Raw genomic sequence first — 25,587 nt, forward strand, 5'->3', positions numbered from 1 at the left:
CGAATTAGCGGAGTAACTCAGCCAGGCATTAACTTAGCAGGTTCAGTGCCTGTTGCTGCGACAATCTGGCCTGCAGCGCCACACTAACCGAACTGTTCGCCAGCACATCAGCGGCAGCTTTATCGCTGGTCGCACGGGCAAAATCCAGATCTTCAATCCGGCTGCGTGCCGCCGATTCGGCAATTTGCTGGTTGTTTAAATTGCTGGCAGTACTGGCAAAGCGGTTGGCTTCAGCGCCGGCCTGAGTTTGTAATTCACCGATATAATCCCGCGCCTGTGCCAGGCTATCCAGCGCGGCCGCGGCACCGGCGCTGCTGGTTAAATCAATATTCAGTGCATTAGTGCTTTGTAAGCCAGCAGCAACGTCGGTTGTGGTCAGGTTCACACTGCCTGAGCCGGTGCCAAAAGCCACGGAGGCATCGGCACCAAACAGTTTTTTACCGGCAAACTCTGAGTTATCAATAATTTGCTGAGTATTCGCCAGGTATGAATCGGCTTCTGCCTGCAACGCAGCACGTTCTTGTGTACCGTAAATGCCATTACCGGCCGCCACGGCTAAACGGCTTAACTCGCCTAAATTATCGTTAATGCCCTGCAAGCTTTGCTCGTACACCCGCGCCAGTGATATACCGTCATAAACGTTACGCTCACCCTGCGCTTTGCCGTTGATACTGCTAGACAGCTGATTGGCAATTTGCAAACCGGCGGCATCGTCAGCGGCGTTATTGATCCGGCGGGCGGTTGCCAGCTTTTTCAGTAAATTCTCTTGCTGTAACTGCGCCTGATTTAAACCGTTCAGACTACCCGGAGCATTTAGTTTCATAACACCACCACTTCGCTGCAAAAACTGGTTATAGTTTAGCCAATAACGCCGCTGGCAGCCAGCAAATAAAATTGCGCCATTACAGCTAAACTGGTTTAGTATTAAAGTGTTTAAACTGAATGTGTTAGCTGTTTCGGCATGCTTTATGCTAAGGTCAGGCAAACCTTATTTCGCAGATTAAGTGCTTGTTGAGGGCAACTTATGTTTGATGGCAAAACGATTTTAATTACCGGCGGCACCGGCTCTTTTGGCCATAAATACACCCAAACATTACTGGCGCGTTATAAGCCGAAGAAAATTATTATTTATTCGCGCGATGAGCTAAAACAGTACGAAATGCAGCAGAAATACCATCAAAGCTGCATGCGCTACTTTATTGGCGATGTGCGTGACGAGCACCGCTTAATTCGCGCCATGCATGGTGTCGATTATGTGATCCATGCCGCTGCTCTGAAACAGGTGCCGGCGGCGGAATATAACCCTACCGAATGTATCCGCACCAACATTAATGGCGCTGAAAATGTGATCACTGCTGCCATTGAAACCGGTGTCGAAAAGGTGATTGCCTTATCGACTGATAAAGCCGCTAACCCGGTAAACCTGTACGGCGCCACTAAGCTGGCATCAGACAAGTTGTTTATTGCCGCCAACAATATGGTAGGCGGCAGCCGGCCGCGTTTTTCCGTGGTGCGCTATGGTAATGTGGTGGGTTCACGCGGCTCAGTGGTGCCATTCTTTCAGCAATTAATCGACAGCGGCAGCGACCATATTCCTATTACCCACGCCGATATGACCCGGTTTTGGATTAGCTTGCAGCAAGGCGTCGATTTTGTCTTGAAGAACTTTGAGCGGATGTTGGGCGGTGAAATTTTTGTGCCGAAAATCCCGTCTATCCGCATCGTTGATTTAGCGACCGCGATGGCGCCACATTTACCGCAAAAAATTATCGGCATCCGCCCCGGCGAAAAGCTGCATGAGATGATGTGCCCGGGCGATATGTCTTATCACACCTACGAGTTCAATGACCATTTTGTTATCGCGCCGGCAATTAAGTTTTTTAACCGCAGCAACGACTTTTCGACCAATGCACTGAACGAGCGCGGTAAGCTGGTGGCGCCGGGTTTTGAATATGTGTCTGACACTAACCCGGATTTTTTAACCGTGGCACAAATGCAACAGTTTAATCAGGAAGCCATGCTGTGATCCCCTACGGCCGCCAACATATTACCCAAGCCGATATAGATGCAGTAACCGAAGTGCTGCAAAGCGACTTTTTAACCCAGGGCCCGGCAGTGCCGGCCTTTGAACAGCGCCTGGCCGAGCTTACCTCAGCCAAACATGCTGTGGCGGTAAATAGTGCCACTTCAGCGCTGCATATTGCCTGTTTAGCGCTGGGCATTGGCCCCGGCAGCCGGGTCTGGACCTCGCCTATCAGCTTTGTCGCCTCGGCCAACTGTGCCCGTTATTGTGGTGCCGATGTCGACTTTGTCGACGTTGAGCCAGACAGCGGCAATATGGCGGTGGATAAGCTTAGGCAAAAGCTGGAAGCGGCGCGCAGCAGCGACAGCCTGCCGCAACTGGTGATACCGGTACATTTGGCCGGTAGCAGCTGCGATATGCAGCAAATTCATTATTTGGCGAAAGAGTTTGGTTTTGCCATTATTGAAGATGCCTCACATGCGGTGGGCGCCAGTTATCAGGATGAGCCGGTCGGCAGCTGCCGTTATAGCGATATCACCGTTTTTAGCTTTCACCCGGTAAAAATTATCACCACCGCCGAAGGCGGTATGGCACTGACCAATAACGCCGGGTTGGCCGATAAAATGCGTCTGCTGCGCAGCCACGGCATCAGCCGGGATGAGAGCCAGATGACCGAGCCCAGCCACGGTGCCTGGTATTATCAGCAGTTACTGCTGGGCTTTAATTACCGGATGACCGACCTGCAGGCGGCGCTCGGCCTAAGCCAAAGCCGGCGTTTACTGCCCATTATCCAAAAACGCCAGCTGCTGGCGGCCAATTATCACCGCCTGCTGGCCGACTTACCGCTAAGCCTGCCACAACTGGATGACATTAATATCAGCGCCTGGCATTTGTTTATTGTCCGGCTTGATGACAAAAGTAAACGCCAGGCCGTATTTAACGGCCTGCGCGACGCTGGTATCGGCGTGAATGTGCATTATATTCCTATTCATACCCAGCCGTATTACCAGCAGCTGGGCTTTGACTGGGGCGACTTGCCGGTGGCAGAAGATTTTTACGAGCGCATTATCAGCCTGCCGATGTACCCTGAGCTGACCGGCGAGCAGCAGCAATATGTTGCCGATACCCTGGCAGAGCTGCTGCAATGAACATTGCTATTATCCCGGCCCGCGGCGGCAGTAAACGTATTCCACGTAAAAACATCAAAGATTTTTGCGGCAAGCCCATGCTGGCCTACCCGATAGATGCAGCCCTTAACAGCGGCGTGATAGACAAAGTGGTGGTGTCGACGGACGATGATGAAATTGCCGCTATCGCCCGTCAATACGGTGCGGAAGTGCCTTTTATCCGCAGCAGCACACTGGCCGATGATTACACCGGCACCAGCGCCGTTGTTCGCGATGCCATTACACAGCTGCAAGCGCTTGGCTGGCCGCTTAATTACTGCGCCTGTCTGTACGCCACCACGCCCTTATTAACCGCCAACGTGATCCGCGACAGCCTGCAGCAACTTGAGCAAAGTGGTGCAGATTATGTGTTTACCGCGGCGCGCTTTTCCTTTCCGATTCAGCGCGCCCTGGTAATGACAGACAGCGGCGGCGTGGCGCCGTTTGATCCGGCCAGCATAGGTAAACGCTCGCAGGATTTAACGCCAGCCTATCATGATGCCGGTCAACTGTATTGGGCTAAAGCCAACAGTTGGCTGGATAACAGCAAAAGCATTTTTGGCGCCAACTCGCGCATGCTGGTACTGCCTGATCACCTGGTACAGGATATTGACACCCCCGGAGACTGGCAGCGGGCAGAACTGCTATACAACATGCTGCAACAGGAAAATGCCTGACATGAAGGTGCTGCTACGTGCCGATGCCTCGGTGTCTGTGGGTAGCGGCCATATAATGCGCTGTCTGACACTGGCCAAAGCACTTAAGCAGCAGGGGGCAGTTTGTGATTTTATCTGCCGGCCACATCAAGGCCATTTAATCGCCTGGCTCAGTAGCCAAGGCGTTAATGTGATTGTGCTGCCCGCTCCTATCGACAACGAAGTTGATGACGCCCGCCAGTGCCTGAACAATCTCACCACGTCTTATCAGTTGTTAGTGCTGGATCATTATCAGTTGGGGCAAGCCTATTGCCAACGGATGCGCGAACGCTGCGATAACATATTGGTGATAGACGATTTAGCCAACCGACAGCATGACTGTGACATCTTACTGGATCAAAACCTGCTGCCAAATGGTAACGAACGCTATCAGCACTTAGTGCCGGCGCACTGCATACAACTATTAGGCCCGCGTTATGCGCTGCTGCGCGATGAATTTTACCAGCGCCCAAGCAATAGCAATGGCCAGCCAAAGCATATTTTGGTTAGCTTTGGCGGTAGTGATGAGCAAAATTTAACCACACTGGCCGTTAATGCCATTGCACAGCTAAAGCCAGAGCAGGTTACGGCCGATATAGTGATAGGCGCAAATAACCCGTGGCGCGCTATGCTACAGCAGCAAGTGGCGCGCCTGCCTAATGTGCAATTACATGTGCAATGTAATTACATGGCCAGCCTGATGTACCAAGCCAGACTCATGCTTGGTGCAGGCGGTGCCACCCATTGGGAGAGGTGTATTTGTGGTCTGCCGGGCTTAGTAGTGACCGTTGCCGAAAATCAGCAGGCGACAACGGCGTATCTGGACGAGCTTGGTGCCTGTGTCTGGTTGGGTCAGGCTGCTGAAATGTCAGCAGAGTTCTTTGCAGAGCAACTATGCTATTACCTGTCCCAGCCAGCACTGCTGGACGAAATTGGCCAGCTGGCGAAAAACCTGGTACCGGCTAATGCCGGTACGCCTTTAGTGATAGAGCAAATAATGGCACTTGCAGAGGGTACATGCTAACCATGAAATTGGGCAAACGGGCAGTAGGCCCAGGCGAACAGCCTTTTATCATCGCTGAGCTATCAGGCAACCATGACCAATCGCTGGAGAAAGCCTTGGCGATGGTCGATGCTGCTGCCGCTTGTGGCGCTGATGCCATCAAAATACAAACCTACACTGCAGATAGCATGACGCTGGATATCAATAGCGGCGATTTTGTTATTCAGGACGCCGGTAATCTCTGGCAAGGCCAGTCGCTGTATCAGTTATATCAAAAAGCCATGACGCCCTGGGGTTGGCACCAGGCAATATTCGACCGCGCTGCAGCACATGGCATGCTGGCGTTTAGCACGCCCTTTGATCAGGCGGCGGTCGATTTTCTGGAAAGCTTACAGGTGCCCTGCTATAAAATTGCCTCATTTGAAAATAGCGACCATGGCTTACTGGCTGCGGTGGCTAAAACCGGCAAGCCGGTCATCATGTCAACCGGCATGGCAACACAGAGCGAACTGGCAGAGTCGGTTGAAGTGCTGCGACAACATGGCTGCACCAAGCTTATTTTACTCAAATGCACTTCGCATTATCCTGCCGATCCGATAGACGCCAACCTGGCGACCATACCCCACCTTGCGGCACTGTTTGGCTGTCAGGTGGGGTTATCTGACCATACTGCCGGCATAGGTGTCGCGGTGGCCAGTGTTGTGCTGGGCGCTACAGTGATTGAAAAGCACTTTGTGCTGGACAGAAGCGAAGGCGGTGTTGACGCCGAGTTTTCACTAGAGCCGGCTGAGTTTTCAGCCCTGATTACCGAGTGCAAGCGCGCAGCGGTTGCGCTTGGCAAAGTGACCTATGGCGGCACCGAAAAAGAACAGGCATCACGTAAGTACCGCCGCTCACTGTATATTGCGCAAGACATGCACGCCGGAGAGGTGTTTACTGTGGACAATCTGCGCTCGGTGCGCCCCGGTTTTGGCCTGGAGCCTAAATATCTGCCAATGTTGCTCGGTAAACCGATTAAAAAGGCGGCTAACAAAGGCACGCCAATGAGCTGGGACTTTATTTAACCCTATGTCAGCAGCGAAACGCTATCCACTGTCTGAATTTAAGCCGCTCACAGCCGACTGGCTGGCGCTGGTGTGGCAGTGGCGCAACCTGCCAGACATTCGGCGTAATATGCACAATGATAGCCCGATTAGCTGGCAGCAACACCAGGCCTGGTTTGCAGCGCTACAGAACGATAAACAACGCAAAGTTTTTGTGTTTTTGCAGGATCAACGCCCTATCGGCGTACTGAACTTCACCTGGCATACCGACGGCAAGCTGGAATGGGGCTGTTATTTGGGTGAAACCAACGTTTGGCCCGGCTCTGGCTTATTACTGGAAATTGCTGCCCTGGATTACGCCGCCAGTCACACTGACTGCCCTGCCCTGCACGCCGAAGTGTTATCCTTTAACCACAGCGTGGTTAAAATGCATCAGTTGTTTGGTTATCAGCCACTACCAGATAAGACCGGCAGCCTGCGTGATGGTCAACATTATAATGTTAAAGTATTTTCTTATGCGCTTGAGCAGTGGCGGCACAACCGCACAGCCATTTTGGCTCAGTTACCCAAGCAAATTGCCGCCGCGGCGCAACAGATCCATTTTTACTAACACCGGGTTTAACCATGAACATAGAACAACAGATTAAAGACAGCCTTAGCCAAGTCGCTTTGCTCGCCAATTGTCAGCTGATTGCCGATATCAATAACGATACCGTGTTGTTACAAAGCGGGCTGGACTCTTTGGGTTTTGCCATGCTGGTTGCCCAACTGGAGGAAGATCTGGGCATAGATCCGTTCAGTCAGATGCAAATTGCCGTGTATCCACGCACCTTTGGTGAGTTTGTCGGCATTTATCAGCAAGCCCTGAAGGGGTAACTGACGGTATGACATTGCTGCAACGCCTGGAGCAGGCTAATTATCAAACCACAGCGATAATAGCTGGCTCAGGAAGCAGCTTCAGCCAGTTAGTTGCCAATGCCCGGCAACTTCGTCTTAAGAATCCGGCACTGCAACATCAGGCAATCGCCCTGGTTTATACTGATTTATCAAGCTTTTGCGCTCAGCTCCTGGCATTTGATGGCTGGTGTGCGAAGCTGTATTTATTACCAGACCCGGCACTGCTGCCTGACAATACCTGGGTGTTTTCTGGCCCCGCTGTTACCCCACCATCGCGGCCAGAAAACCACCCGTCAACCCCGGCAGACAGCGATACCCAGTGGTTTATGGCCACATCTGGCACCACCGGCACACCCAAATGGATAAGCCATAGTGTTAATAGCTTAACTCGGGCAGTGAAAATCAACGCTGACAGCAAAACCCTGCGCTGGGCGCTATGCTACCAGCCCACTCGCTTTGCCGGGCTACAGGTTGTGCTGCAAAGCCTGCTGTCCGGTGCCGCACTGGCAGACTGTAGCAATGGCGATGCGGCTGAGCGCCTGGCTAAAATACAGCAGGCCAAGGTTAATGCGGTGTCAGCCACCCCGTCATTGTGGCGCCAGTTATTAATGGCCGGGGACATCCAAAGTCTGGCGCTGAAGCAAATTACCCTGGGCGGTGAAATTGCGGACCAGTCAATTCTCGATACCTTATCAAAGCTGTTTCCACATGCCAGGCTACTACATATTTACGCCTCTACTGAGGCAGGCGTTGGCTTTGCGGTCGCCGATAAAAAGGCCGGCTTTCCCGCCAGCTGGTTAACACAAGGTCATAGTGAGCTGGCATTTAAAATAGATAGCCAACAGCATTTGTGGCTAAAACCACCGCAACAGCCCGACAGCAAACTGGCCGCCAGGCTGGATAATAATGGCTTTCTCGACACCGAAGACTTAGTTGGCGTCACGGCAGAGCGGGTGTATTTTCTTGGCCGGGCCAGCGGGCTGATTAATGTCGGTGGCAATAAGGTGGTGCCGGAACAGGTTGAGCAGGTATTGCTGCAACACCCTTGTGTTGTGCAGGCGCGGGTCTATGGCAAAAGCAGCAGCCTGTTAGGCCAACTGGTGGTAGCCGATGTGCAATTAACACAAGGCTGCGATAATAAAACACTAAAACTGCAGCTTATTCAGCATTGTATGGCATCTTTAGCACGCTATCAGGTGCCAACACAGCTAAACTTTGTCGACAACATGGCGACTAATGCCAGTGGCAAACTTAGCCGACAGCTAAAGGATAAAATACAGCATGACTAAATTAGTCGTCGTCACCGGCGCCAGCCGCGGTTTGGGCTTAGCCATTTGCCGGCAGCTACTTAGCGCAGGATATCAAGTAGTGGCACTGGCCAGAACCCAGAGCCCGGAACTTAGCGCGCTAGCGGCCCGGCATGCTACCGCGCTTAGCTTTGTCGCGGCGGATCTGTCAGATCTTGAGGCTATCGCGCCGCTTTGCACTGAGCTGGTTAAACAGCACGGCCGACCTTATGCGCTGATTAACAATGCTGCCGTCGGTTATGATGGTGTGCTGGCCACCATGCACAACAGTGAAATTAATACCCTGCTTAACCTGAACATTCAGGCACCGATTTTGCTTTGTAAATATTTGCTCAGGCCCATGTTACTGAACCAAAGTGGCCGTATCGTCAATATTTCGTCGATTATCGCCCGCACCGGTTTTAACGGCTTAAGCGTATACGCCGCCAGCAAAGCCGCGCTGGAGGGGTTTAGTAAATCCCTGGCGCGCGAAGTGGGTAAAGCCGGCATCACGGTAAACTGCGTGGCGCCGGGTTATATGCAGACTGACATGACCAATAGTTTACAAGGCGAAAAACTGGAAAGTATTAAAAGGCGCAGCCCGCTGGGCCGGCTGGCAACGCCGGATGATGCCGCCGGCGCTGTGCTGTATTTACTGAGCGAGCAAGCAAGTGCAGTTACCGGAACGACGATAACTGTCGATGCCGGTAGCACTGCTTAAACCGCAAGCATAGAGGTAAAAACATGACATCCGCGGCATTAAATGGTAGTGGCAATAAACATGAACATCAGATCCCGCAGGTTGATCCCGAAACGACCTGGCAACATTTTATCACCAAGCGACAAATGTCATTATCAGGCTTGCAAGCTGACATTGCGGCAGAATTAGGTGTTGCGGAGCAGGAACAGGAACAGTTAACCGTGTTGCAAAACATTAGGCCTTTTTCCAGCGTACTGAGAAAAATAGAAAAGCGCTTTGCTATTACCGGTGATATTGCCGCCAAAACATTACCAGAATTGCATAACCTTGCACTAGAACAACAACTAAACGTTATGACAATTGCTGCCATAGCACTACAACAAGAATATGAGCAGCAGCGCGACCTCAACTCCCTTAACAGTACGATCAAAATGACTGACAAGATTTGCTATTTATTACCGTCAGTATCACCAACGGCAATATTAGCACAACGTATTCATCGACTAATAAAGCAGCAATTGCAGCTGCTGAGTAACTTACACCATGCTTGAACGCCCGGGCTTTATCTTTTTTCCTGGCTGCCGTGCCAGCGCTTATCTGGATATTATGCAACAGCTAACCATGCCGCCAGCCTGTATTGTCTTAATGCAAAACCCGCTGGCAGAGCGTGGCATTCAGGCAGCATCCTCACATCCTCTAGTGCAGCGGTTTTATCAGCCTGATGCAGATATCGAAGCGTTTTGTCAGCAATATAATGTTCCGCTATATGTTAGCAGCGCGCAGAGTATCAATGATGCAGAATTAACCAAATTACTGCTCAGGCAAGGCTGCCGCCACTGGTTATTCAGCGGTGGTGGTATAGTGCAGCCCAAAGTATTAGCGACGGGTTTGAAGTTTTTGCATGTGCATCCTGGGCAAATGCCTGAAGTAAGGGGAAGTACTTGTTTTTACTACTCTTTGCTTCATGATTTAACGCTTGCTGCAAGCGCATTTTTTCTCGAAGCAGAACTCGATGCTGGCCCAAGCATACTGTGCCGGCATTTTCACATCAATATACCACCTGCGTTACTGTCTTCCGATTTTATTGATTATATCGTCGACCCCTATATTCGTGCCGAAACCCTCAAGCCATTGTGGCAACATTGGCCGGATATATCAGATGTTAGTAAGGTAGCAAAGCTAAGTACACCGCCGTCGGACCGGCCTTGCTATGTAATGCACCCGGTTCTCAGAGCAATGGCGATACAACGTGTTGCTGCCAGCTATAACGCCAGTAATGAAACAGGAGTATTTCATTATGCCTAACACGCCAACGGGTCATGTCATTTGGCTGACAGGTCTGTCAGGTGCCGGTAAAAGTACTATAGCGCAGCAGTTGGTAAAGCTTTATCGTGCGGCGTCAATTAATCCAATCTTACTGGATGGGGATGCCGTGCGCGCAGCAATCAATGACCCCAACTGGGGATTTGATACCGACAGCCGACGCCGTGGTTCATACATTTATGCCAGGCTGGCTGCAATGTTATCAGGCCAGGGCCATTTAGTTATTGTTCCTACTATCAGTATGTTTCATGAAGTCCGCCACTGGAACCGCCAGCATATTGCGGGCTATTTTGAAGTGTATTTACGCGTGTCGCAGCATGTAAGGCAGCAGCGTGATCCGAAAGCGTTATATCGTCAACATCAGTCAGGTAGTAACCACAATATGGCCGGGCTGGATTTAACATATGAAGAGCCTGACAACCCTGATTTAATTATCGACAACAATGGCGATAAGAGCGACATAGCACAGATTGCGCAGACCATATACACACAGTTTCATCAACGCTTTACAGGCACCGCAAACCAGGAGCGCCCCGAATGACCGTGGCAAATTATGTCAGTTTAACTAAAGCCGACACTCTGGCCAGCCTGGCCGGCCGGCTAAAGCATGCCAGTATATTGCCGCAGATTACGTTTACATTCACACAATGGCAGCATGATTCTGAACAGCTGATTACTGATATTTTAACTCAGTTCCAACAGCCGGTAGCGGTACGTTCCAGTGCGAAAAATGAAGATACAACCACGCAAAGTAACGCCGGTAAGTACAGCTCTGTACTAAACGTTGCAACAGAAGCCATAGCGTTACAGCAAGCTATTGCACAGGTATTTAACTCCTATGATGGCGCACAAGCTGATGATCAGGTTTTTATTCAGCCCATGATATCTGACGCCGACTATGCCGGCGTTGCCTTTAGCCATGATGCCAGCACCGGCGCACCTTATTATGTTATCAGCACCGATTTAACAGGCGATACGCAAACCGTGACCGCTGGCGTCGATGCCCAAACACAAACCTGGTATATTCGCCACGATAGCAAACCTGAACAACTATGGCTGGCTCAGCTGGTTGACTTACTGCAGGAACTGGCATTGCTATACCCGGCGCAAGCATTAGATCTGGAATTTGTCTTTCGCAGCAACCAGCTGATATTACTGCAATTACGCCCACTGATTATCAACAATACACTTGATTTTGAAGCGACACAGTACCAAACAGAATTGCATTGTATTGACAAAAAGTTGCATCGTTTAACTCAGCGCCATCCCTATCTGCTGGGCGAGCAAACCTGTTTTGGCGTGATGCCGGATTGGAATCCTGCAGAAATCATTGGCATGAAGCCAAGGCCTTTAGCACTGTCCTTGTATAAAGAGCTTATTACTGATGCTATATGGGCCACACAACGCTGTAATTATGGCTACCGGGATGTTCGCGACCATGCTTTATTAATTGTGCTTGGTGGTACACCCTATATTGATATTCGGGTAAGTTTTAATTCGTTTATTCCGGCCAGCCTTGACACCGCTTTAGCGGAAAAACTGGTTAACTTCTATCTGAATAAATTAAAGCAAGCACCACAATTGCACGACAAGGTTGAGTTCGCTATCGTTGCGTCGTGCTTCGCATTTGACTTAGATGACAAACTTACGGAACTTGCCGCACATAATTTCAGTAACAAGGAATGCCAACAAATCCGTTCAGCCCTAATCGACCTGACAAAAAATATCATTGCCGACAACCAAGGCGTTTTTGCTAAGGACATTGCCAGCATTACCCAACTTGAGCATCGGCAAAAGCAATTAATAGCCTCAGATTTGAATAAACTGGATAAAATTTACTGGCTAATTCAGGATTGCAAACGCTACGGTACCCTTCCATTTGCCGGCTTAGCCCGGGCAGGCTTTATTGCTATGCAACTTTTAGCATCGCTGAAATACAAGCGGCTGTTAACGGACGATAACTATCAGGCATTCTTACGGGATGTGCGTACCGTTAGCTCGTCGCTGGTACATGACAAACAGCACCTGCCGGCGTCGGAGTTTTTCGCGCAATATGGCCATTTACGACCCGGCACTTACGAAATCACGTCATATCGCTATGATGAGCAACCTGAGAAATATTTTGCCATCGCTGACGATAGTAAAGCTGATAGCGGAGCGTCAGCGGGCTTTAGCTTGTCGCTGCAACAACTGAACGCGATTAATCAGGTGCTGGCCGATGCTAAGATGGATCTCGATGCTGTTGCCTTGTTTAACTTCATTAAGCAAGCCATCGAAGCGCGTGAGTATAGCAAGTTTGTATTTACTCGTAGTTTAAGTGATGCCCTGGTTCTGATCGAGCAATTAGGCCAGCAAGTTGGCTTTAGCCGTGAGCAACTGGCATTTGCCGATATCAAAGATATCTTGCGCCTGCACTCGACGACACATAGCGCCGCAGCAACGTTGCAAAGCTCAATTGCGCTTGGGCAAAACTACTACCGCTTGTGTCAAAGTATCAAGCTACCGGCCCTGATCAGCAGCACCCATCAAGCCCGGTATTTTGCTTTGCTGGCTGATGAGCCCAATTTTATTACCACAAAACGGGTGTCTGCAGCCTGCACCAGCGCCAACCAAAGCGGCAATCTGGCAGGCAAAATCGTCTTTATTGAAGCCGCTGATCCCGGCTACGACTGGTTGTTTTCGCATGGCATTGCCGGCCTGGTAACGCAGTACGGCGGCTGCAATTCGCATATGGCGATCAGAGCGCAGGAGCTTGGCATTCCGGCAATCATAGGAGCAGGCGAACTACTTTATAATAAATGGCGTACGGCCAAGTGGTTAACCATTGATTGCGCAAGTAAAAAAGTAGAGCCCGGCCAATGATCAGGCTTGGAATAACGCAACGAGTCGATATTCATCCTGTGTATCACGAACGGCGCGATGCACTGGACCAAAGATGGCAGTTGCTGGCGGATGCGGCAAATGTTGAGCTGCTACGTTTGCCAAATAATGCCGCTGCCGCCCTGTCATTGTTAAAAGCGATACCGGTTCAGGGGCTGATATTCAGTGGTGGCAATACACTTACCAGTCTGGGCGGCGATGCTCCTGAACGCGACGAGACAGAACAAGCTTTACTTACGTTGGCAATGAAACAACACATGCCTGTACTTGGCGTGTGCCGTGGTATGCAGTTTATACAACACTATTTTGGCCAGACACTCATTCCGGTGACAGGCCATGTCAGCCAACAGATTACCATCTCTGCCGGCTCTGAGATTCGCCAGGTTAACAGTTATCATCAATGGGGCAGCTATAACTGTCCTGCTCCGCTTATCGTCACTGCAAAAGCTGCCGATGGCGTGGTTAAAGCCTGTCGCCATGACACGCTTCCGCTATTTGGTATTATGTGGCATCCAGAGCGAATGTCCGCTTTTGATCCGCGCGATCTACAGTTAATTAAAGGATTCAGTCAAAAATGAGAGCGCTTATTCTCGCCGCCGGTATGGGCACCCGGTTGCGCCCGCACACTAACGACAAGCCTAAAGCGCTGGTACCGCTAAACAATAAGCCGCTGCTGGATTATCAATTATCGGTTTTACGTCATGCAGGGATCCGCGATATCAGCCTGTTAACCGGCTATCTGGCAGCATGTTTTGCACCTTACCGTCTATCGACCATACACAACCCGGATTATGCTAACACCAATATGGTGTGGTCCCTGTTTAAAGCCAGACAACTGTTTGATAGTAAAACAGACTTGCTGGTTTGTTATGGCGATATTGCCTACAACGATGCGGTATTGTCAGCAGTGTTACAACAAACCGGCCCGGTGGTCATCGCTGCCGACAGGCAATGGCAATCGCTGTGGCAACTCAGAATGGAAGATGTACTGGCTGACGCAGAAACCTTTAAAATGGCACCTGGAAGCCATAAAGTCGTTAACCTGGGGCAAAAAATTACCGATTTGAACCAGGTACAGGCCCAGTATATCGGCCTGATTAAATTCCGGGCCGCCAGCCATCAGCAGGTCCTTAGTTTGTATGATCAATTACCTGAATCACAACAGCGGAAAATGTATATGACTGATTTTATTCAGCATCTTATTAACTGCGACATAGAAGTCAACGCTGCTTTGCATAATGGCGGCTGGCTGGAGGTCGATACCACTACAGACTTAACTATCTATAGCTCGCACGCTAGGCAGATCCTCAGGCAGCCATAACCGGCAAAGACGAGCTTGAGCAGAGCGGAATTAAGCGCAGCTACCAGTACACGCATCGAAGGAGAACAGGGTTGGAGAACAATAATAACGACGCGCTGCAACGCATCAACCGGGTATTATTTGCCGACGGTGATTCACAATCCCAATACGATATGCATTGCCAACTGCTGCAGACAAAAAGTTATGTAAACTACTTTTCGCTTGCAAGCGGTACACAGAGCATCTATCGCCATCCTAAACTGCACATTGCCCCTGACGAACAGATTATCTCAATCAACCCTCATCTGGGTGGTCCATTGAAATTCTTTAAACAACAGGCAAACAGTGCATGCCAAATTCATGTTTTTGAAGAGCGCAACCATCAATTTGCTAACCTTTGCAGGAACATTGCTTTATGGCGTATCCAGGATGGCATCACCCCGGTTTGTGCCGCTGCATGGTCAGCCTCTGGTCTTCACACTACTAAACACGATGGCCATAGTGGCATCGTATATGTACCTCAGATAGTTTCTGTTCAGCAGTGTCCTGCCGACGAGATTGGTGCGGTCCATCAAGCATACCGGTTAGATGACTATCTTGCCACGCAACGATTCCACCCAACGTTAATCGAATGTGGTCGGCCTGGTATAGCCAGCCACATTATTCGTGGTGCCGAGCACACGATAAAGTCAACTAAACCAAAACTATTGCTAGTAGACTCGCCCTGGGCCGATTGGTTAGGTCTGGTGAAACAATGGGTACCTGAATACCAGGTTTATTACCACGAGGCTGGCAGACGAAAAGCCGCAGCATTTTTGCTGACCCTTTAACATGCGCAAGTGCAGAGGCATTGATGGAATCACAACAATTTATCGCAAAGCTGCAGCAACTCCCTATTAGTCCCATTCCTTATGTAAACCTTGAGCAATGTAACAAACTAAACATTGTCATTGTTGGCACGCCGGAACTGGTGGTAGCCTGCACTAGCGAGCTGGAGCAACAGCAAGCAAATGTGTTAATGACACTAGTGCATAACAATAGTAGTGATACTTTAGCACTGGAAGCGACGCTGGCCGGAATATCAATACACGACCTTGATATATTGGTACTTGCAAGTTCACATAATCTGTTACTTATTGAAGCCTTAGCGCGTTTTAGAGCAAAACTTGCCTTGTACCAGGCAAAAGATGCCAGATCCGATCACGCTAACATCGCATTGCTTGCTGACGATATCTCTAAACGAGTTATGCAGCAACAGTTTGATATGCTTCAACAAAATTTTTATTTTGACGGCTTTTCTGTAGAAGCTGGTGAGCAATACACCCACCCGGTAGTTCATGCAATGCCTGGAGAAAAAATTCTTTGTATCGGGCCTTATCTCGGAAACCCGTTTAAATTTTTTGCCAAAACCAGCGCAGGCGACTTTACCGCACATACGTTAGAGGCTAACCCCTACACTTACGCTGAATTGTGCAGCAACCTGGTAAGTTGGGGGCTGCACAAGCAGGTTCGCCCCGTTTGTGCCGGAGCCTGGTCAAGTACCGGAATGGTGGCCTTTGCCAGCGAGGGGCATACCGGCGGAGGTAATGTGCTTGAGCTGACGGCGGATAAAACCGTTAAACCTGGCGATATCGATATGGCTATTTTCACCTATGCTGTTGATGACTATGTAGCAGAAACGGGTTTTATACCAACCTTAATTGAAAGTGGCAGGATTGGCATTGCGACCGAAGTGATAAAAGGGGCAAGACAAACTATTATCGAGTACAAGCCAAAATTGATTTTGCTGGATTATCCGGATAGTGATTCCGTACGGTTAATCAACGCTTGGGTGCCTGAATACAAAATTTACTATAGCGAGTGCGGCAGGCAACGTTATGGCGTTTTCTTTCTGACACTTTAAGCGACGGATGAATAAAAACCTGGTTAACGTGCTGACGGTGTAACAGCTAGTATTTGCCTGTCAGCACGTACCTTCTAGACCCGGCGTAAAAAACCATCGGGAGCAACAGTGATTAGCAGCTTCGACTCAATAGTTTTATCGATAACAAATTCCGGATGCTGTTTCAAAAACGCATGCACCGCCGTTTTCGGATTATAACCCGGCCCCCATGGACGGTCAGGAAACATGTCAGCCGGCATATCTTCCACCACGGTATCGTACACAATACAGTAGCTGCCACTACTGACTAATGGACTATATGCAGCCAGTTCGGCAAGCACATGTTCATGTGTATGATTAGAGTCAAGGCACACCAGCACGCGCTGATAACCGGCTGCCGCCTGTTTAACCTGATCTACTAAAGCCGGATCAATACTGGAGCCTTGAAACATCTGAATCATGTGTGACATCGGGTGGGCTTCAATAGCCTGGCGATTGTGTACGCGAATGTCGATATCGATACCGATAACTTTTCGTTTTGACTGCAGCGGATCCAAGGCTTCGCCATTGCTCACAGCATCAGCATAATCCAGTAACGCCAGTAAAGAAGCACTAAGGATAAGCGAACCACCATGCGCTATGCCGGTTTCAATTATCAGATCCGGTTTTACCCGCCAAACCAGCTCTTGCAGTGCAATCATATCCTGCGGCACCTGAATAATTGGTCTGCCTAACCAATTGAAGTTGTAGCTGTATTTACAGGGCGCGGAATCAACGATAAATTGATTTGCCAATTGCTTAAGATGAGCGTTTTCACCCAGCTTACTAATATTGTCCGCAACCTCTTGCTGGAACGCCAGGTTTGCATCATTTTTCATTCTTCACCTCACAAAATGGCATACGACAAAGATGGCGTATAAGGTACGCGCTGGATACGAATATTATTAATTCCAACTTCTTCAAGTACAGCAAGCGTCTCTCCGGGCCATTGCTTTTGATTTAATTCATCAAATGCTATAACAGCCCCTTTGGGCATCCGTGGTAAAAAGTGCTTTAACGCTGCCTTAGTAGGCTCGTACAAATCGAAATCCAGATATAGCAGGGCTACTACCAGATGTTTATTGTCTGCCATATATTGAGGAATGGTCTGCAGCGCATCTCCCTTAACCAACTCCATCTTGCTGATATGGCCCAGCGGCCGGTTTAAATCAAACAGACCGATGTTTTTTTCCAGCTCAGCCATATGCTCAAAGCGGTAAGACCCCTGTACCTTATGTTCTGTTTCAGCACCCGTGTTCTGATCTTGCTCCCCTAGCGCCGGAAAACCATCAAACGAATCGAAGCCAATCACTTTACGGCCATGGTTTATCGGTTCATAAATTGCGCTTAATTGTGCCCAGGTAAATAAACCGCCCCCCATAAAAACACCACACTCAACGATGTTGCCATGTATAGGCAATATATGCTGAAAAATCTCGTTTTTTGCCAAAAACAAACTTAGACTTTGTCTGGAGGTAAAACGGGAAAAATTCTGCAATTTGTCAACAACAGTGCCACTGGCCTGAGCAAAAAATTGTTCCATTTGCTGTTTATACAACGTGTCATTCGACGTTTGTGTACTTTGGTTTACCAGCGAAAATTGCTCAGTCATACACTATCCTGCTTTTTTATTATCTTGCTTTAATCTGCTGTGAATAATTTATCTTCACCACGCTATCAGCGGCTACATTTCCAACGATGACGGCACCAGAGGAAATAACACAGTTATCACCTATACATACGTCAGGTTCAACCACAATACCAGCGGCAAAACGAACGCCATTGCCAACAACTACATTGCCAGATGTAGCAACTGCCGGGCCAAAAGCACAATGACTGCCAACTTTATTACCATGCTCTATGTGTATGCCTGCAGTGAGAAAATTGTTATTACCAATTTCCGTGCATGGACCAATATAGACATTAGCCAGTATGATATTGCCTACACCTAAAATAACGTGATTTCGAAGTTCGGCACTGGGGTCGATCACGTTGGCAAAAGGTATGCCTTTTGCCTGCAACTGGTTAAACAATTCTGCGCGTTGCGCCAAATCGCGGTTAAACCCTATTACAACCTTATCTATAATCCCGTCATGCAAATACTGCTCCAGTAAATCATCTGCAGCACCAACAACCGGCACGCCTAAAATGCTCTGCCCGATGAAAGCCGGGTTCTGGTCAAATACAGCAACCGCCTGCTGTTGCGGCTGACGTAAAATGGCGTCAATAATAATCATGGCCCCGCCACCGGACACCCCACCGATAATACCTATGCGCTCCTGTGGTAAAAAGCCCATACGGCGTGGCTCGCTGGTCTGGTGGGCCAGTACAGATAACACATCCTGCTCCTGTACTTTTTTTCCTAAACGGTTAGCTAACGCATCGATGTCAACATTATGCCGCTGAGCCAGCATTGCAGCCTTTTTTGTATAACGAGCTGTGTTACCGGCGCTGAGCCCGGTCTGCGGCTCAGTAATAGCTTGCAGCCATGCCGTATGATAATCAGTTAATTCTGTATCACTAACGATGGCCAACACCTGATCAACCGCAACATCGGTATCAGCTGCGATTTCCGTATAAAAATAACCGGCGCTATCTGCTTCAACCTCAAATAAGGTCTTAGTGGTTTCCAGCTGACACAGCACTTCAGCAGATTCGACGCGTGCCCCGGCTTCTATGTGCCAACGCAACAATCGGGCAGACTTATCATTAACGCCCAGAAATGGCGCTTTAATCAGCTTAATCACGACAGCATCCTGTAGATTGTTTGTTCTAGTTTTGCTGCAGTCACCAACGCTTCATCTTCCAAACGTTGCGCTGCAGGGACGACGGTATCCGCCGCGGTTAGCGTACAGATATTGGCATTACGCAGCGACGCGTACTGGCGAAGAGAGCACACCGTTTCGCTAACCCAACCATAACCCGGTGTATTGTTATCTGTTACCAGTATATTGTGGCATCCGGCGATATAATCCGTGACTATTGCGCTGTCTAAAGTCGTACTTAGCAAAGATGGCAAGATCACTCGCACATATATTTCTTCATCTGCCAGATACGGCATTAACTGCAACAGCGATTCAGATAGCCCACCATAAGACAGGATGATCACGTCCGGCTTTTCGTCACTGTTTTGCGCAACGACCAGCGGGAATTGTTCGCCTATGGTCGTGACCCTTACGGTTTTTGGCACGCTTAAAGGTTGAGAATACAAATTTTTATATTCGATAAACAGTACGGGCCCGTCGTCATTAATAATGCTTTGCCGTAACAATTGCCCTGGGTTATGCAATATCGATGGGCAAACCACTTTTAACCCTGGAATGCCCAGAAACATTTTTTCCAGACACTGACTGTGGGTCGGGCCATAGCCACGGCCGCCGCCCATCGGTGTCCTGACAACCAGCGGCACTGAGACCTTATCCTGGTACATTAATGCGAATTTACTGGCACTGTTTAGCAACTGATCTGCCACTAAAGCCATAAAGTCACCAAACATAATTTCGGCAACTGGTCTGAAGCCGCGCAAGGCCATTCCGGTTGCCAGGCCGACAATAGCGCTCTCGCTAATCGGCGTCGCTAATACCCGCTGAGGATAATGCGTCGACAGGCCTTTTGTTACTTTGAAGGCGCCGCCATAGGGGTCGAGAATATCCTCGCCCAGCACAAGCACACGGGGATCATCTGCCATGACCTGATGCAACGCTTGCTGTAACGATTCCAGGTAAGTCGTTTTCATGCCAGCAATTCCGTAATAATCTGTTGCACTTCACTGGCCGTTTGCTGTTTGATGTCAGCGTAATCCTGCGCTGAAATAAGATGCTGGCTCAGAATCAATGGATCACGCTTGCGATGATGTTCAATCTCATCTTTATCACGGAAATCATCACCTTTGCTGTGTGGGCCTAACCGGTAAGTTTCCAGAAACAACATGGCCGGGCCCTTCCCCGCACGCACGGATGCTGCGATCTCCGTTGCTGCAGCCCGCACCTGTAACACATCCATACCATCAATTACCGTCACCGGAATGCCAAAACTGCTTGCTCTGGTACGCAAGTCACCCGCATGTTGCATATAACTTGACGTCGATTGGGCGTAGTGGTTGAACTCCACGACAAACATTACCGGTGCTCGCCACAATGCAGCCAAATTAAAGGCTTCATAGATCGCACCTTCGCCAAAGGTGCCGTCGCCAATAAAAGGCACCGCCACTACGTTATTGCCTTTGTATTGTTCTGCCAACGCCATGCCAACAGTTATTGCAACGCCTGCGCCCTGAATACCGTTGGTATAAAAATTTTTATATTGCAGGTGCTGGCTACCACCAATTCCCTGACAAACGCCAGATGGCAATCCCAAAACCTCAGCAACCAAACCTTTAACATCTGCACTGTATGCCAAATAATGACCATGACCACGATGATTTGAAAACAGAATATCCGTATCTTTATTCAGGGCCGATAATACGCCAACAGCACAAGCTTCCTGGCCCTGACAGGTATGCACTGTTCCGCGCACTCTGCCTTGGGAAAATAAATCCAACAACGCCACCTCGGTATGGCGTATTAACCACATCTGTCTTATCAAATCAGATATTGGCTCAGCCACGGCTAACTCTCCGGCACTGCAGCAGATTGACGACAACATCTGACACTCGCTGTATCTCTTCGTCAGTCATGCCAACATAGCTCGGCAAATTGATTGCTCTGGTGCAGATATCATAAGAAATTGGGGTGTGTTGTTTGCCCTTATGGCTGACAGCAAACATATTAAGGCTGCTCAGTGGCCAGAAAAATACTCTGGCATCAATGTCCTGCTCACGAAAAGCGTCCAGTAACTGCTGCTGCCCAATACCCGTATCTTTGCTAAATACGGCAGTAGGCATCCAGGCTGAATTAATCACACCTGCAGGTTCCGGATTGAGCTGTATGTCACTAAACTGCGTCAGAAGATGACAATAGCGGGCAAACACATCTCGTTTCGCTGACACCAATTCTTCTATCCGTTCTAGCTGGGCACACCCCAGGGCAGCCTGTACATTCGACATTTTATATTTAAAACCCAGCTCATCAGGCCAGAATTGCTTTGTCTGCCCACGCATGCGACCGTGGTTACTCAGTGTTAAGACCTTTTCATACAAATCTGCATCTCGGGTAACAAAAATACCGCCCTCACCCGTTGTCATGGTTTTAGTGCCATGAAATGAAAATACGCCAAAGGTGGCCATACTGCCTGCTTTTTCACCATGATATTCGGAACCCAGCGCCTCTGCCGCATCTTCAACCAAAGCAATGCCGTGTTTATCAGCGATAGCCTTCAGCGCTGGCATATCACATAAGTTGCCATACAGATGCACAGCTATAATCGCTTTGGTTTTTGCCGTAACAGCCTGTTCAACCGCTTGCGGGTTGATGCACCAACTATCCGGTAATATATCGACAAACACCGGTGTGGCGCCCAAATAGGTCACAGGTGCAACACTTGCAATCCAGTTAGTGTCTGCCAGGATCACTTCATCACCCGATCCGATACCCAGCGCAGCTAACCCCATATGTAAAGCCCCGGTACAGCTGGATGTTGCAATAGCAAACTCAGTACCAAGGTATCGGCAAAACTCCGCTTCAAAGCGCTCGATATACTTATAACACTGCTCGCCCCACCCATGCGTCACCGCATCCAGCACGTAATCAATTTCCAGCTGAGTGATGGAGGGTTTGGTATAAGCAATTTTCGTTTTCATTGCAGCACTAACTCCGGAATTGCAGTAACAAACACTGTCGTATCGGGCAGCAGAGGCCGCAACTGCGATATCACCTCGGTTTTGATATTCCAAGGCAGTATCAGGACATAATCGGGTCGTAATGCAATCAAGTCTGCCGGCGACACGATCGGAATATGACTGCCCGGCAGAAATTTTCCCTGTTTTGACTTTGCTGCATCGGCAACCACAGTGATGTCGGTATCCTTAATACCGGCATAATTTAACAACGTATTACCCTTCGCTGCCGCACCATACGCCATTATACGTTTACCCTGTGCCATAGCTTGATTGAGAAAGCCCTGCAGTTGCGTCACGATGTCATCAACACGTTGCTGAAAGCCAAGGTAAGCACGATCTTGTTGCAAACCTGCCCCCTGTTCTGCTGTTAAAACTCGACTTACCGATGCCAAGATTGGACGAGCGCTTTGCTGATGACATATCCAAACCCGCAAACTACCCCCGTGTGTGGGTAATGACTCGACATTAAACACCCTTAACCCCGCCTGACCAAACATAAGCTGCACCGTAAACAATGACAGATAGGAGTAATGCTCATGATAAATGGTATCGAACTGACACAAATTAAGCAGATTCAGCACATGCGGAAACTCGATACTCACCACACCATCGGGTGCCAAAATAATCGCTATCCCGGCGATAAAATCATTAATATCGGGCACATGCGCCAATACATTATTGGCAACTATCAGATCGGCCTGACCGTGTGATCGTTTAAGCTGCTTTGCCTGCTTAGCTCCAAAAAATACTTCTACAACCTCAAGTCCCTGCAAACGGGCGGCTGCTGCAGCAGCAGCGGTAGGCTCAACGCCAAGACAGGGGATACCTGCCTGCAGATAATTTTTCAACAAATAACCATCGTTGGAGGCTAATTCAACGACAAAACTGTGCGGAGTTAAACCAAGCGTTTGAATACTACTCAGCGCAAACTGGCGGGCATGTTCGAGCCAACTGGCTGAGGTAGAGGAAAAATAAGCATAATCCTCAGTAAACAGCTGCTCTGGCCTGGTAAAATCTTCCGTTTGAACCAGCCAGCAGTGCTGACATACCCACACTTTAAGCGGATATGCCGGCTCTGGATGCTCTAAAGATACCGCGGTCAAATAGGCATTTGACGGTGGCATGACACCAAGATCTATCAGAGGCAAACGCAATTCATGTTGGCAATGCCGGCATTTCATAATTTTAGTCCCGGATAATTTAGCGCCAGTGGCATAAAGTTCTGATCACGCTCAGACATACAACTTATCGGCAGCGGCCAACGGATCTTAAGTCTGGCATCATCAGCGCGGATGCCGTCCTCTGCTTCAGGTTGATAGTACGCCGTATGTAAATACAATAATGCCGTGTTATCCGTTAATGTTTGAAAGCCATGTGCACACCCTGGCGGAATAATAAGCATCGCATTGTTTTCAGCACTTAGTTCGTAGCTCACATGTTGTAAAAAGGTCGGAGAGTCACAGCGAAGATCAACAATAACATCAAACACGCTGCCAGCGATGCAACGAACCAGTTTATATTCCGCATACGGGGGATGTTGAAAATGAAGGCCGCGAACCGTGCCAGACTTATCACTAAATGAATGATTTATTTGAACAATATTCTGATCTGGTAGCAAAGCGGCCAGTTCCTGCATACAGAACCAGCGACTGAAACTGCCACGATTATCAGCGTGACGGCAGGATATGACGTAACTAACACCAGATATCCGGGTACTGTACAAGCTTAGTTTGCCCATACCGCCCCACTGCTTCTGGCATCAGCAACGTATTGCTGCAGTTGTGTCAGACTAATAAGCTGTTGCTGCTGATAAAATGCATGATACCACTGGGCCGTTACGGTCGCGGCCTTTGTTACGTCCCACACCGGCTGCCATTGCAGCAGCAGCTGCGCTTTGTCGATATTCAGTCTGAGTACTTTAGCTTCATGAAATTCTGCGGCGCTTTTTTCTACCTGCCAGTGCAACTGCGGCCAAAACTGTCGCATCATGTCTAATACGTCTGCCACTGTTCTGCTATCTGTTGCAACCGGGCCAAAGTTCCATGCGGTCGCAAAGTGTCTGTGCCCCTGTAACAACTGAGCTCCAAGGTGCAGGTAGCCGGACAACGAGTCCAGCACATGCTGCCAGGGCCTGATTGCCTGAGGCGAACGGATTCGCATCACCTGCCCCGCTTCACATGCGCGCACCAGATCGGGCACCAGGCGATCAGTCGCCCAGTCCCCGCCGCCGATCACGTTACCCGCCCGGGCACTTGCCAACAAAGGCCCCGATGTCGTAAAGAAACTGCTTCGGTAACTCTGTATAGCAAGCTCGCAGGCTGCTTTAGAGGCACTATATGGATCATGACCACCCAACGCATCCTGTTCAGTGAATGCCGCTCCGGTTTCATTATTTTCGTATACTTTGTCCGTGGTTACCGCAATAATTGCCTTTACGGACGGCGTCTTCCTGCACGCCTCCAGCACATTTACGGTACCCATCACATTGGTCTGCCAGTTACTAACCGGCGAGTGATACGACTCCCGCACTAACGCCTGCGCAGCCAAATGCAGCACCAAATCAGGCTTTATTTTTGCAATAACCTGCGCCAACTCGGCAGCTTTATTAATATCAAGCTCATAATGTTCACCAGCCAGATTGAGCAATGGCCAATGCGACGGTTCAGTGTCAGGCGGCAAACTTACCCCGGTGACATTGGCACCTAATTGTTGTAGCCACAGCGTTAACCAGCCGCCTTTAAAGCCAGTATGGCCGGTAAGCAAAACTTTTTTCCCAGCGAAAATGCCACCGAAACACTGTTTTACCAGATCTTCCATGGTGCCTCGCCTGACTGCCACAACGCTTCCAACTGGTTTTTATCGCGCAATGTATCCATGGCCTGCCAAAACCCCATGTGCTGGTATGCGTTTAACTGTCCCTGTTTTGCCAGATTCATTAACGGCTGCCCCTCAAAGCTGTCACTGTCATGCTGCAGATAATCAAACACACTTGGCTCAAGCACAAAAAACCCACCGTTAATCCAGGCACCGTCACCGGCAGGCTTTTCCTGAAAACGCTGCACCAGACCGCCACTGATATCCAGTGCACCGTAGCGTCCGGGCGGTTGAATAGCGGTTACTGTCGCCGTCTTACCAGATGCCTTATGCCGCTTCATCGCTGCGCTGATATCAATGTCCGCAACACCATCGCCGTAAGTAAAACAAAAGCTTTCATTACCAACATATTCTTTTACCCGCCGTAACCGTCCTCCGGTCATACTATTTTCGCCGGTATCGACCAGAGTGACACGCCAGGGTTCAACGTGCTTTTCGTGCACTTCCATCTGATTCGAGCGCATATCAAAGGTGACATCTGACATATGCAGAAAATAGTTAGCAAAGTATTCTTTAATGATGTATCCCTTGTAGCCTAGGCAAATGACAAAGTCATTGATACCATGAGCCGAATATATTTTCATAATGTGCCAAAGAATAGGCTTGCCACCGATTTCAATCATAGGCTTGGGGCGCAGGTGAGACTCCTCACTAATACGAGTACCAAAGCCACCGGCCAGAATAACTGCTTTTGTCATTG

The 25,587-nt window shown here is 49.3% G+C and carries 28 protein-coding genes; 17 read left to right on the top strand and 11 right to left on the bottom strand.

The window, feature by feature from the left end:
- Nucleotides 1–28: 28 nt before the first annotated feature.
- Nucleotides 29–823 carry a flagellin gene (locus RNAN_RS06645; protein WP_040551839.1) on the bottom strand — a complete coding sequence of 265 codons (795 nt, stop codon included), beginning with the start codon at nt 821–823 and terminating at the stop codon, nt 29–31.
- Between the two features lie 201 nt (nt 824–1,024).
- On the opposite strand from RNAN_RS06645, the gene pseB reads away from it, so the two are divergent.
- The 17 genes from pseB (at nt 1,025) to RNAN_RS06730 (ending at nt 16,219) form a co-directional block, all read left to right on the top strand.
- Nucleotides 1,025–2,026 carry a UDP-N-acetylglucosamine 4,6-dehydratase (inverting) gene (pseB, locus tag RNAN_RS06650; RefSeq protein ID WP_008220076.1) on the top strand — a complete coding sequence of 334 codons (1,002 nt, stop codon included), beginning with the start codon at nt 1,025–1,027 and terminating at the stop codon, nt 2,024–2,026.
- Nucleotides 2,023–3,171 carry a UDP-4-amino-4,6-dideoxy-N-acetyl-beta-L-altrosamine transaminase gene (gene pseC / locus RNAN_RS06655; RefSeq protein ID WP_008220077.1) on the top strand — a complete coding sequence of 383 codons (1,149 nt, stop codon included), beginning with the start codon at nt 2,023–2,025 and terminating at the stop codon, nt 3,169–3,171. Before pseB ends, pseC begins: the two co-directional genes overlap by 4 nt.
- A complete protein-coding gene (gene pseF / locus RNAN_RS06660) occupies nt 3,168–3,866 on the top strand; it encodes a pseudaminic acid cytidylyltransferase (protein ID WP_008220078.1) in 699 nt (232 codons plus the stop codon). The genes pseC and pseF overlap by 4 nt, the downstream gene beginning before the upstream one ends.
- Before the next feature lies 1 nt (nt 3,867).
- Nucleotides 3,868–4,908 (top strand): UDP-2,4-diacetamido-2,4,6-trideoxy-beta-L-altropyranose hydrolase, encoded by a 1,041-nt coding sequence (gene pseG, locus RNAN_RS06665; protein WP_008220085.1) that lies wholly within the window; start codon nt 3,868–3,870, stop codon nt 4,906–4,908.
- Nucleotides 4,902–5,951: a pseudaminic acid synthase gene (pseI, locus tag RNAN_RS06670; protein WP_040551826.1), complete on the top strand. Its 1,050-nt coding sequence runs from the start codon at nt 4,902–4,904 to the stop codon at nt 5,949–5,951. The genes pseG and pseI overlap by 7 nt, the downstream gene beginning before the upstream one ends.
- A 4-nt stretch (nt 5,952–5,955) precedes the next feature.
- On the top strand, nt 5,956–6,540 hold the full coding sequence (gene pseH / locus RNAN_RS06675; RefSeq protein ID WP_008220089.1) for a UDP-4-amino-4,6-dideoxy-N-acetyl-beta-L-altrosamine N-acetyltransferase: 585 nt from the start codon (nt 5,956–5,958) through the stop codon (nt 6,538–6,540).
- Nucleotides 6,541–6,554: 14 nt separating this feature from the next.
- Entirely contained in the window at nt 6,555–6,806 is a 252-nt protein-coding gene (locus RNAN_RS06680; RefSeq protein WP_008220091.1) for an acyl carrier protein, read from the top strand.
- An 8-nt stretch (nt 6,807–6,814) separates the two neighbouring features.
- Nucleotides 6,815–8,116, top strand: a complete 1,302-nt coding sequence (locus tag RNAN_RS06685) for an AMP-binding protein (RefSeq protein ID WP_008220092.1) — start codon at nt 6,815–6,817, stop codon at nt 8,114–8,116.
- Nucleotides 8,109–8,834 carry an SDR family NAD(P)-dependent oxidoreductase gene (locus RNAN_RS06690; RefSeq protein ID WP_008220094.1) on the top strand — a complete coding sequence of 242 codons (726 nt, stop codon included), beginning with the start codon at nt 8,109–8,111 and terminating at the stop codon, nt 8,832–8,834. The genes RNAN_RS06685 and RNAN_RS06690 overlap by 8 nt, the downstream gene beginning before the upstream one ends.
- Before the next feature lie 125 nt (nt 8,835–8,959).
- Complete coding sequence (locus RNAN_RS06695; RefSeq protein ID WP_148275669.1) at nt 8,960–9,364, top strand: hypothetical protein; 405 nt, start codon at nt 8,960–8,962, stop codon at nt 9,362–9,364.
- 94 nt (nt 9,365–9,458) lie between these two features.
- The gene (locus tag RNAN_RS18650) at nt 9,459–10,118 is read left to right on the top strand and encodes a formyl transferase (protein ID WP_148275670.1); all 660 of its coding nucleotides are present in this window, start codon (nt 9,459–9,461) and stop codon (nt 10,116–10,118) included.
- The gene (locus RNAN_RS06705; protein ID WP_008220099.1) at nt 10,111–10,677 is read left to right on the top strand and encodes an adenylyl-sulfate kinase; all 567 of its coding nucleotides are present in this window, start codon (nt 10,111–10,113) and stop codon (nt 10,675–10,677) included. The genes RNAN_RS18650 and RNAN_RS06705 overlap by 8 nt, the downstream gene beginning before the upstream one ends.
- Nucleotides 10,674–12,998, top strand: a complete 2,325-nt coding sequence (locus RNAN_RS06710) for a PEP/pyruvate-binding domain-containing protein (protein WP_008220101.1) — start codon at nt 10,674–10,676, stop codon at nt 12,996–12,998. Before RNAN_RS06705 ends, RNAN_RS06710 begins: the two co-directional genes overlap by 4 nt.
- Nucleotides 12,995–13,594 carry a gamma-glutamyl-gamma-aminobutyrate hydrolase family protein gene (locus RNAN_RS06715; protein WP_040551827.1) on the top strand — a complete coding sequence of 200 codons (600 nt, stop codon included), beginning with the start codon at nt 12,995–12,997 and terminating at the stop codon, nt 13,592–13,594. Before RNAN_RS06710 ends, RNAN_RS06715 begins: the two co-directional genes overlap by 4 nt.
- The gene (locus RNAN_RS06720) at nt 13,591–14,337 is read left to right on the top strand and encodes a phosphocholine cytidylyltransferase family protein (RefSeq protein ID WP_008220105.1); all 747 of its coding nucleotides are present in this window, start codon (nt 13,591–13,593) and stop codon (nt 14,335–14,337) included. The genes RNAN_RS06715 and RNAN_RS06720 overlap by 4 nt, the downstream gene beginning before the upstream one ends.
- Nucleotides 14,338–14,408: 71 nt before the next feature.
- Nucleotides 14,409–15,146, top strand: a complete 738-nt coding sequence (locus tag RNAN_RS06725; RefSeq protein ID WP_008220106.1) for a hypothetical protein — start codon at nt 14,409–14,411, stop codon at nt 15,144–15,146.
- A 23-nt stretch (nt 15,147–15,169) separates the two neighbouring features.
- Nucleotides 15,170–16,219, top strand: a complete 1,050-nt coding sequence (locus RNAN_RS06730) for a hypothetical protein (RefSeq protein WP_008220108.1) — start codon at nt 15,170–15,172, stop codon at nt 16,217–16,219.
- Nucleotides 16,220–16,293: 74 nt separating this feature from the next.
- Here RNAN_RS06730 and RNAN_RS06735 read toward each other — a convergent pair whose 3' ends face one another.
- From RNAN_RS06735 to rfbF, 10 genes are read right to left on the bottom strand one after another with little or no spacing between them, the layout of a single operon-like run.
- On the bottom strand, nt 16,294–17,076 hold the full coding sequence (locus RNAN_RS06735) for a cephalosporin hydroxylase family protein (protein ID WP_008220109.1): 783 nt from the start codon (nt 17,074–17,076) through the stop codon (nt 16,294–16,296).
- 8 nt (nt 17,077–17,084) lie between these two features.
- Nucleotides 17,085–17,849, bottom strand: coding sequence for a TylF/MycF/NovP-related O-methyltransferase (locus RNAN_RS06740; RefSeq protein ID WP_008220112.1), 765 nt, complete (start codon nt 17,847–17,849; stop codon nt 17,085–17,087).
- Between the two features lie 19 nt (nt 17,850–17,868).
- Nucleotides 17,869–18,984 carry a biotin/lipoyl-containing protein gene (locus RNAN_RS06745; RefSeq protein WP_008220114.1) on the bottom strand — a complete coding sequence of 372 codons (1,116 nt, stop codon included), beginning with the start codon at nt 18,982–18,984 and terminating at the stop codon, nt 17,869–17,871.
- Nucleotides 18,981–19,973, bottom strand: a complete 993-nt coding sequence (locus RNAN_RS06750) for an alpha-ketoacid dehydrogenase subunit beta (RefSeq protein WP_008220117.1) — start codon at nt 19,971–19,973, stop codon at nt 18,981–18,983. The genes RNAN_RS06745 and RNAN_RS06750 overlap by 4 nt, the downstream gene beginning before the upstream one ends.
- Nucleotides 19,970–20,842, bottom strand: coding sequence for a thiamine pyrophosphate-dependent dehydrogenase E1 component subunit alpha (locus tag RNAN_RS06755; protein ID WP_008220118.1), 873 nt, complete (start codon nt 20,840–20,842; stop codon nt 19,970–19,972). The genes RNAN_RS06750 and RNAN_RS06755 overlap by 4 nt, the downstream gene beginning before the upstream one ends.
- Nucleotides 20,835–21,974: a DegT/DnrJ/EryC1/StrS family aminotransferase gene (locus tag RNAN_RS06760; RefSeq protein WP_008220120.1), complete on the bottom strand. Its 1,140-nt coding sequence runs from the start codon at nt 21,972–21,974 to the stop codon at nt 20,835–20,837. Before RNAN_RS06760 ends, RNAN_RS06755 begins: the two co-directional genes overlap by 8 nt.
- Complete coding sequence (locus RNAN_RS06765) at nt 21,971–23,194, bottom strand: class I SAM-dependent methyltransferase (RefSeq protein ID WP_040551828.1); 1,224 nt, start codon at nt 23,192–23,194, stop codon at nt 21,971–21,973. The genes RNAN_RS06760 and RNAN_RS06765 overlap by 4 nt, the downstream gene beginning before the upstream one ends.
- Nucleotides 23,191–23,751, bottom strand: a complete 561-nt coding sequence (locus RNAN_RS06770; RefSeq protein WP_052027263.1) for a dTDP-4-dehydrorhamnose 3,5-epimerase family protein — start codon at nt 23,749–23,751, stop codon at nt 23,191–23,193. Before RNAN_RS06770 ends, RNAN_RS06765 begins: the two co-directional genes overlap by 4 nt.
- Nucleotides 23,739–24,830: a CDP-glucose 4,6-dehydratase gene (gene rfbG / locus RNAN_RS06775; RefSeq protein ID WP_008220127.1), complete on the bottom strand. Its 1,092-nt coding sequence runs from the start codon at nt 24,828–24,830 to the stop codon at nt 23,739–23,741. The genes RNAN_RS06770 and rfbG overlap by 13 nt, the downstream gene beginning before the upstream one ends.
- Nucleotides 24,815–25,585: a glucose-1-phosphate cytidylyltransferase gene (gene rfbF, locus RNAN_RS06780; protein WP_008220128.1), complete on the bottom strand. Its 771-nt coding sequence runs from the start codon at nt 25,583–25,585 to the stop codon at nt 24,815–24,817. The genes rfbG and rfbF overlap by 16 nt, the downstream gene beginning before the upstream one ends.
- Between the last annotated feature and the right edge of the window lie 2 nt (nt 25,586–25,587).

The sequence above is a fragment of the Rheinheimera nanhaiensis E407-8 genome (genome assembly GCF_000296695.1).
Taxonomy (GTDB): Bacteria; Pseudomonadota; Gammaproteobacteria; order Enterobacterales; family Alteromonadaceae; genus Alishewanella; species Alishewanella nanhaiensis.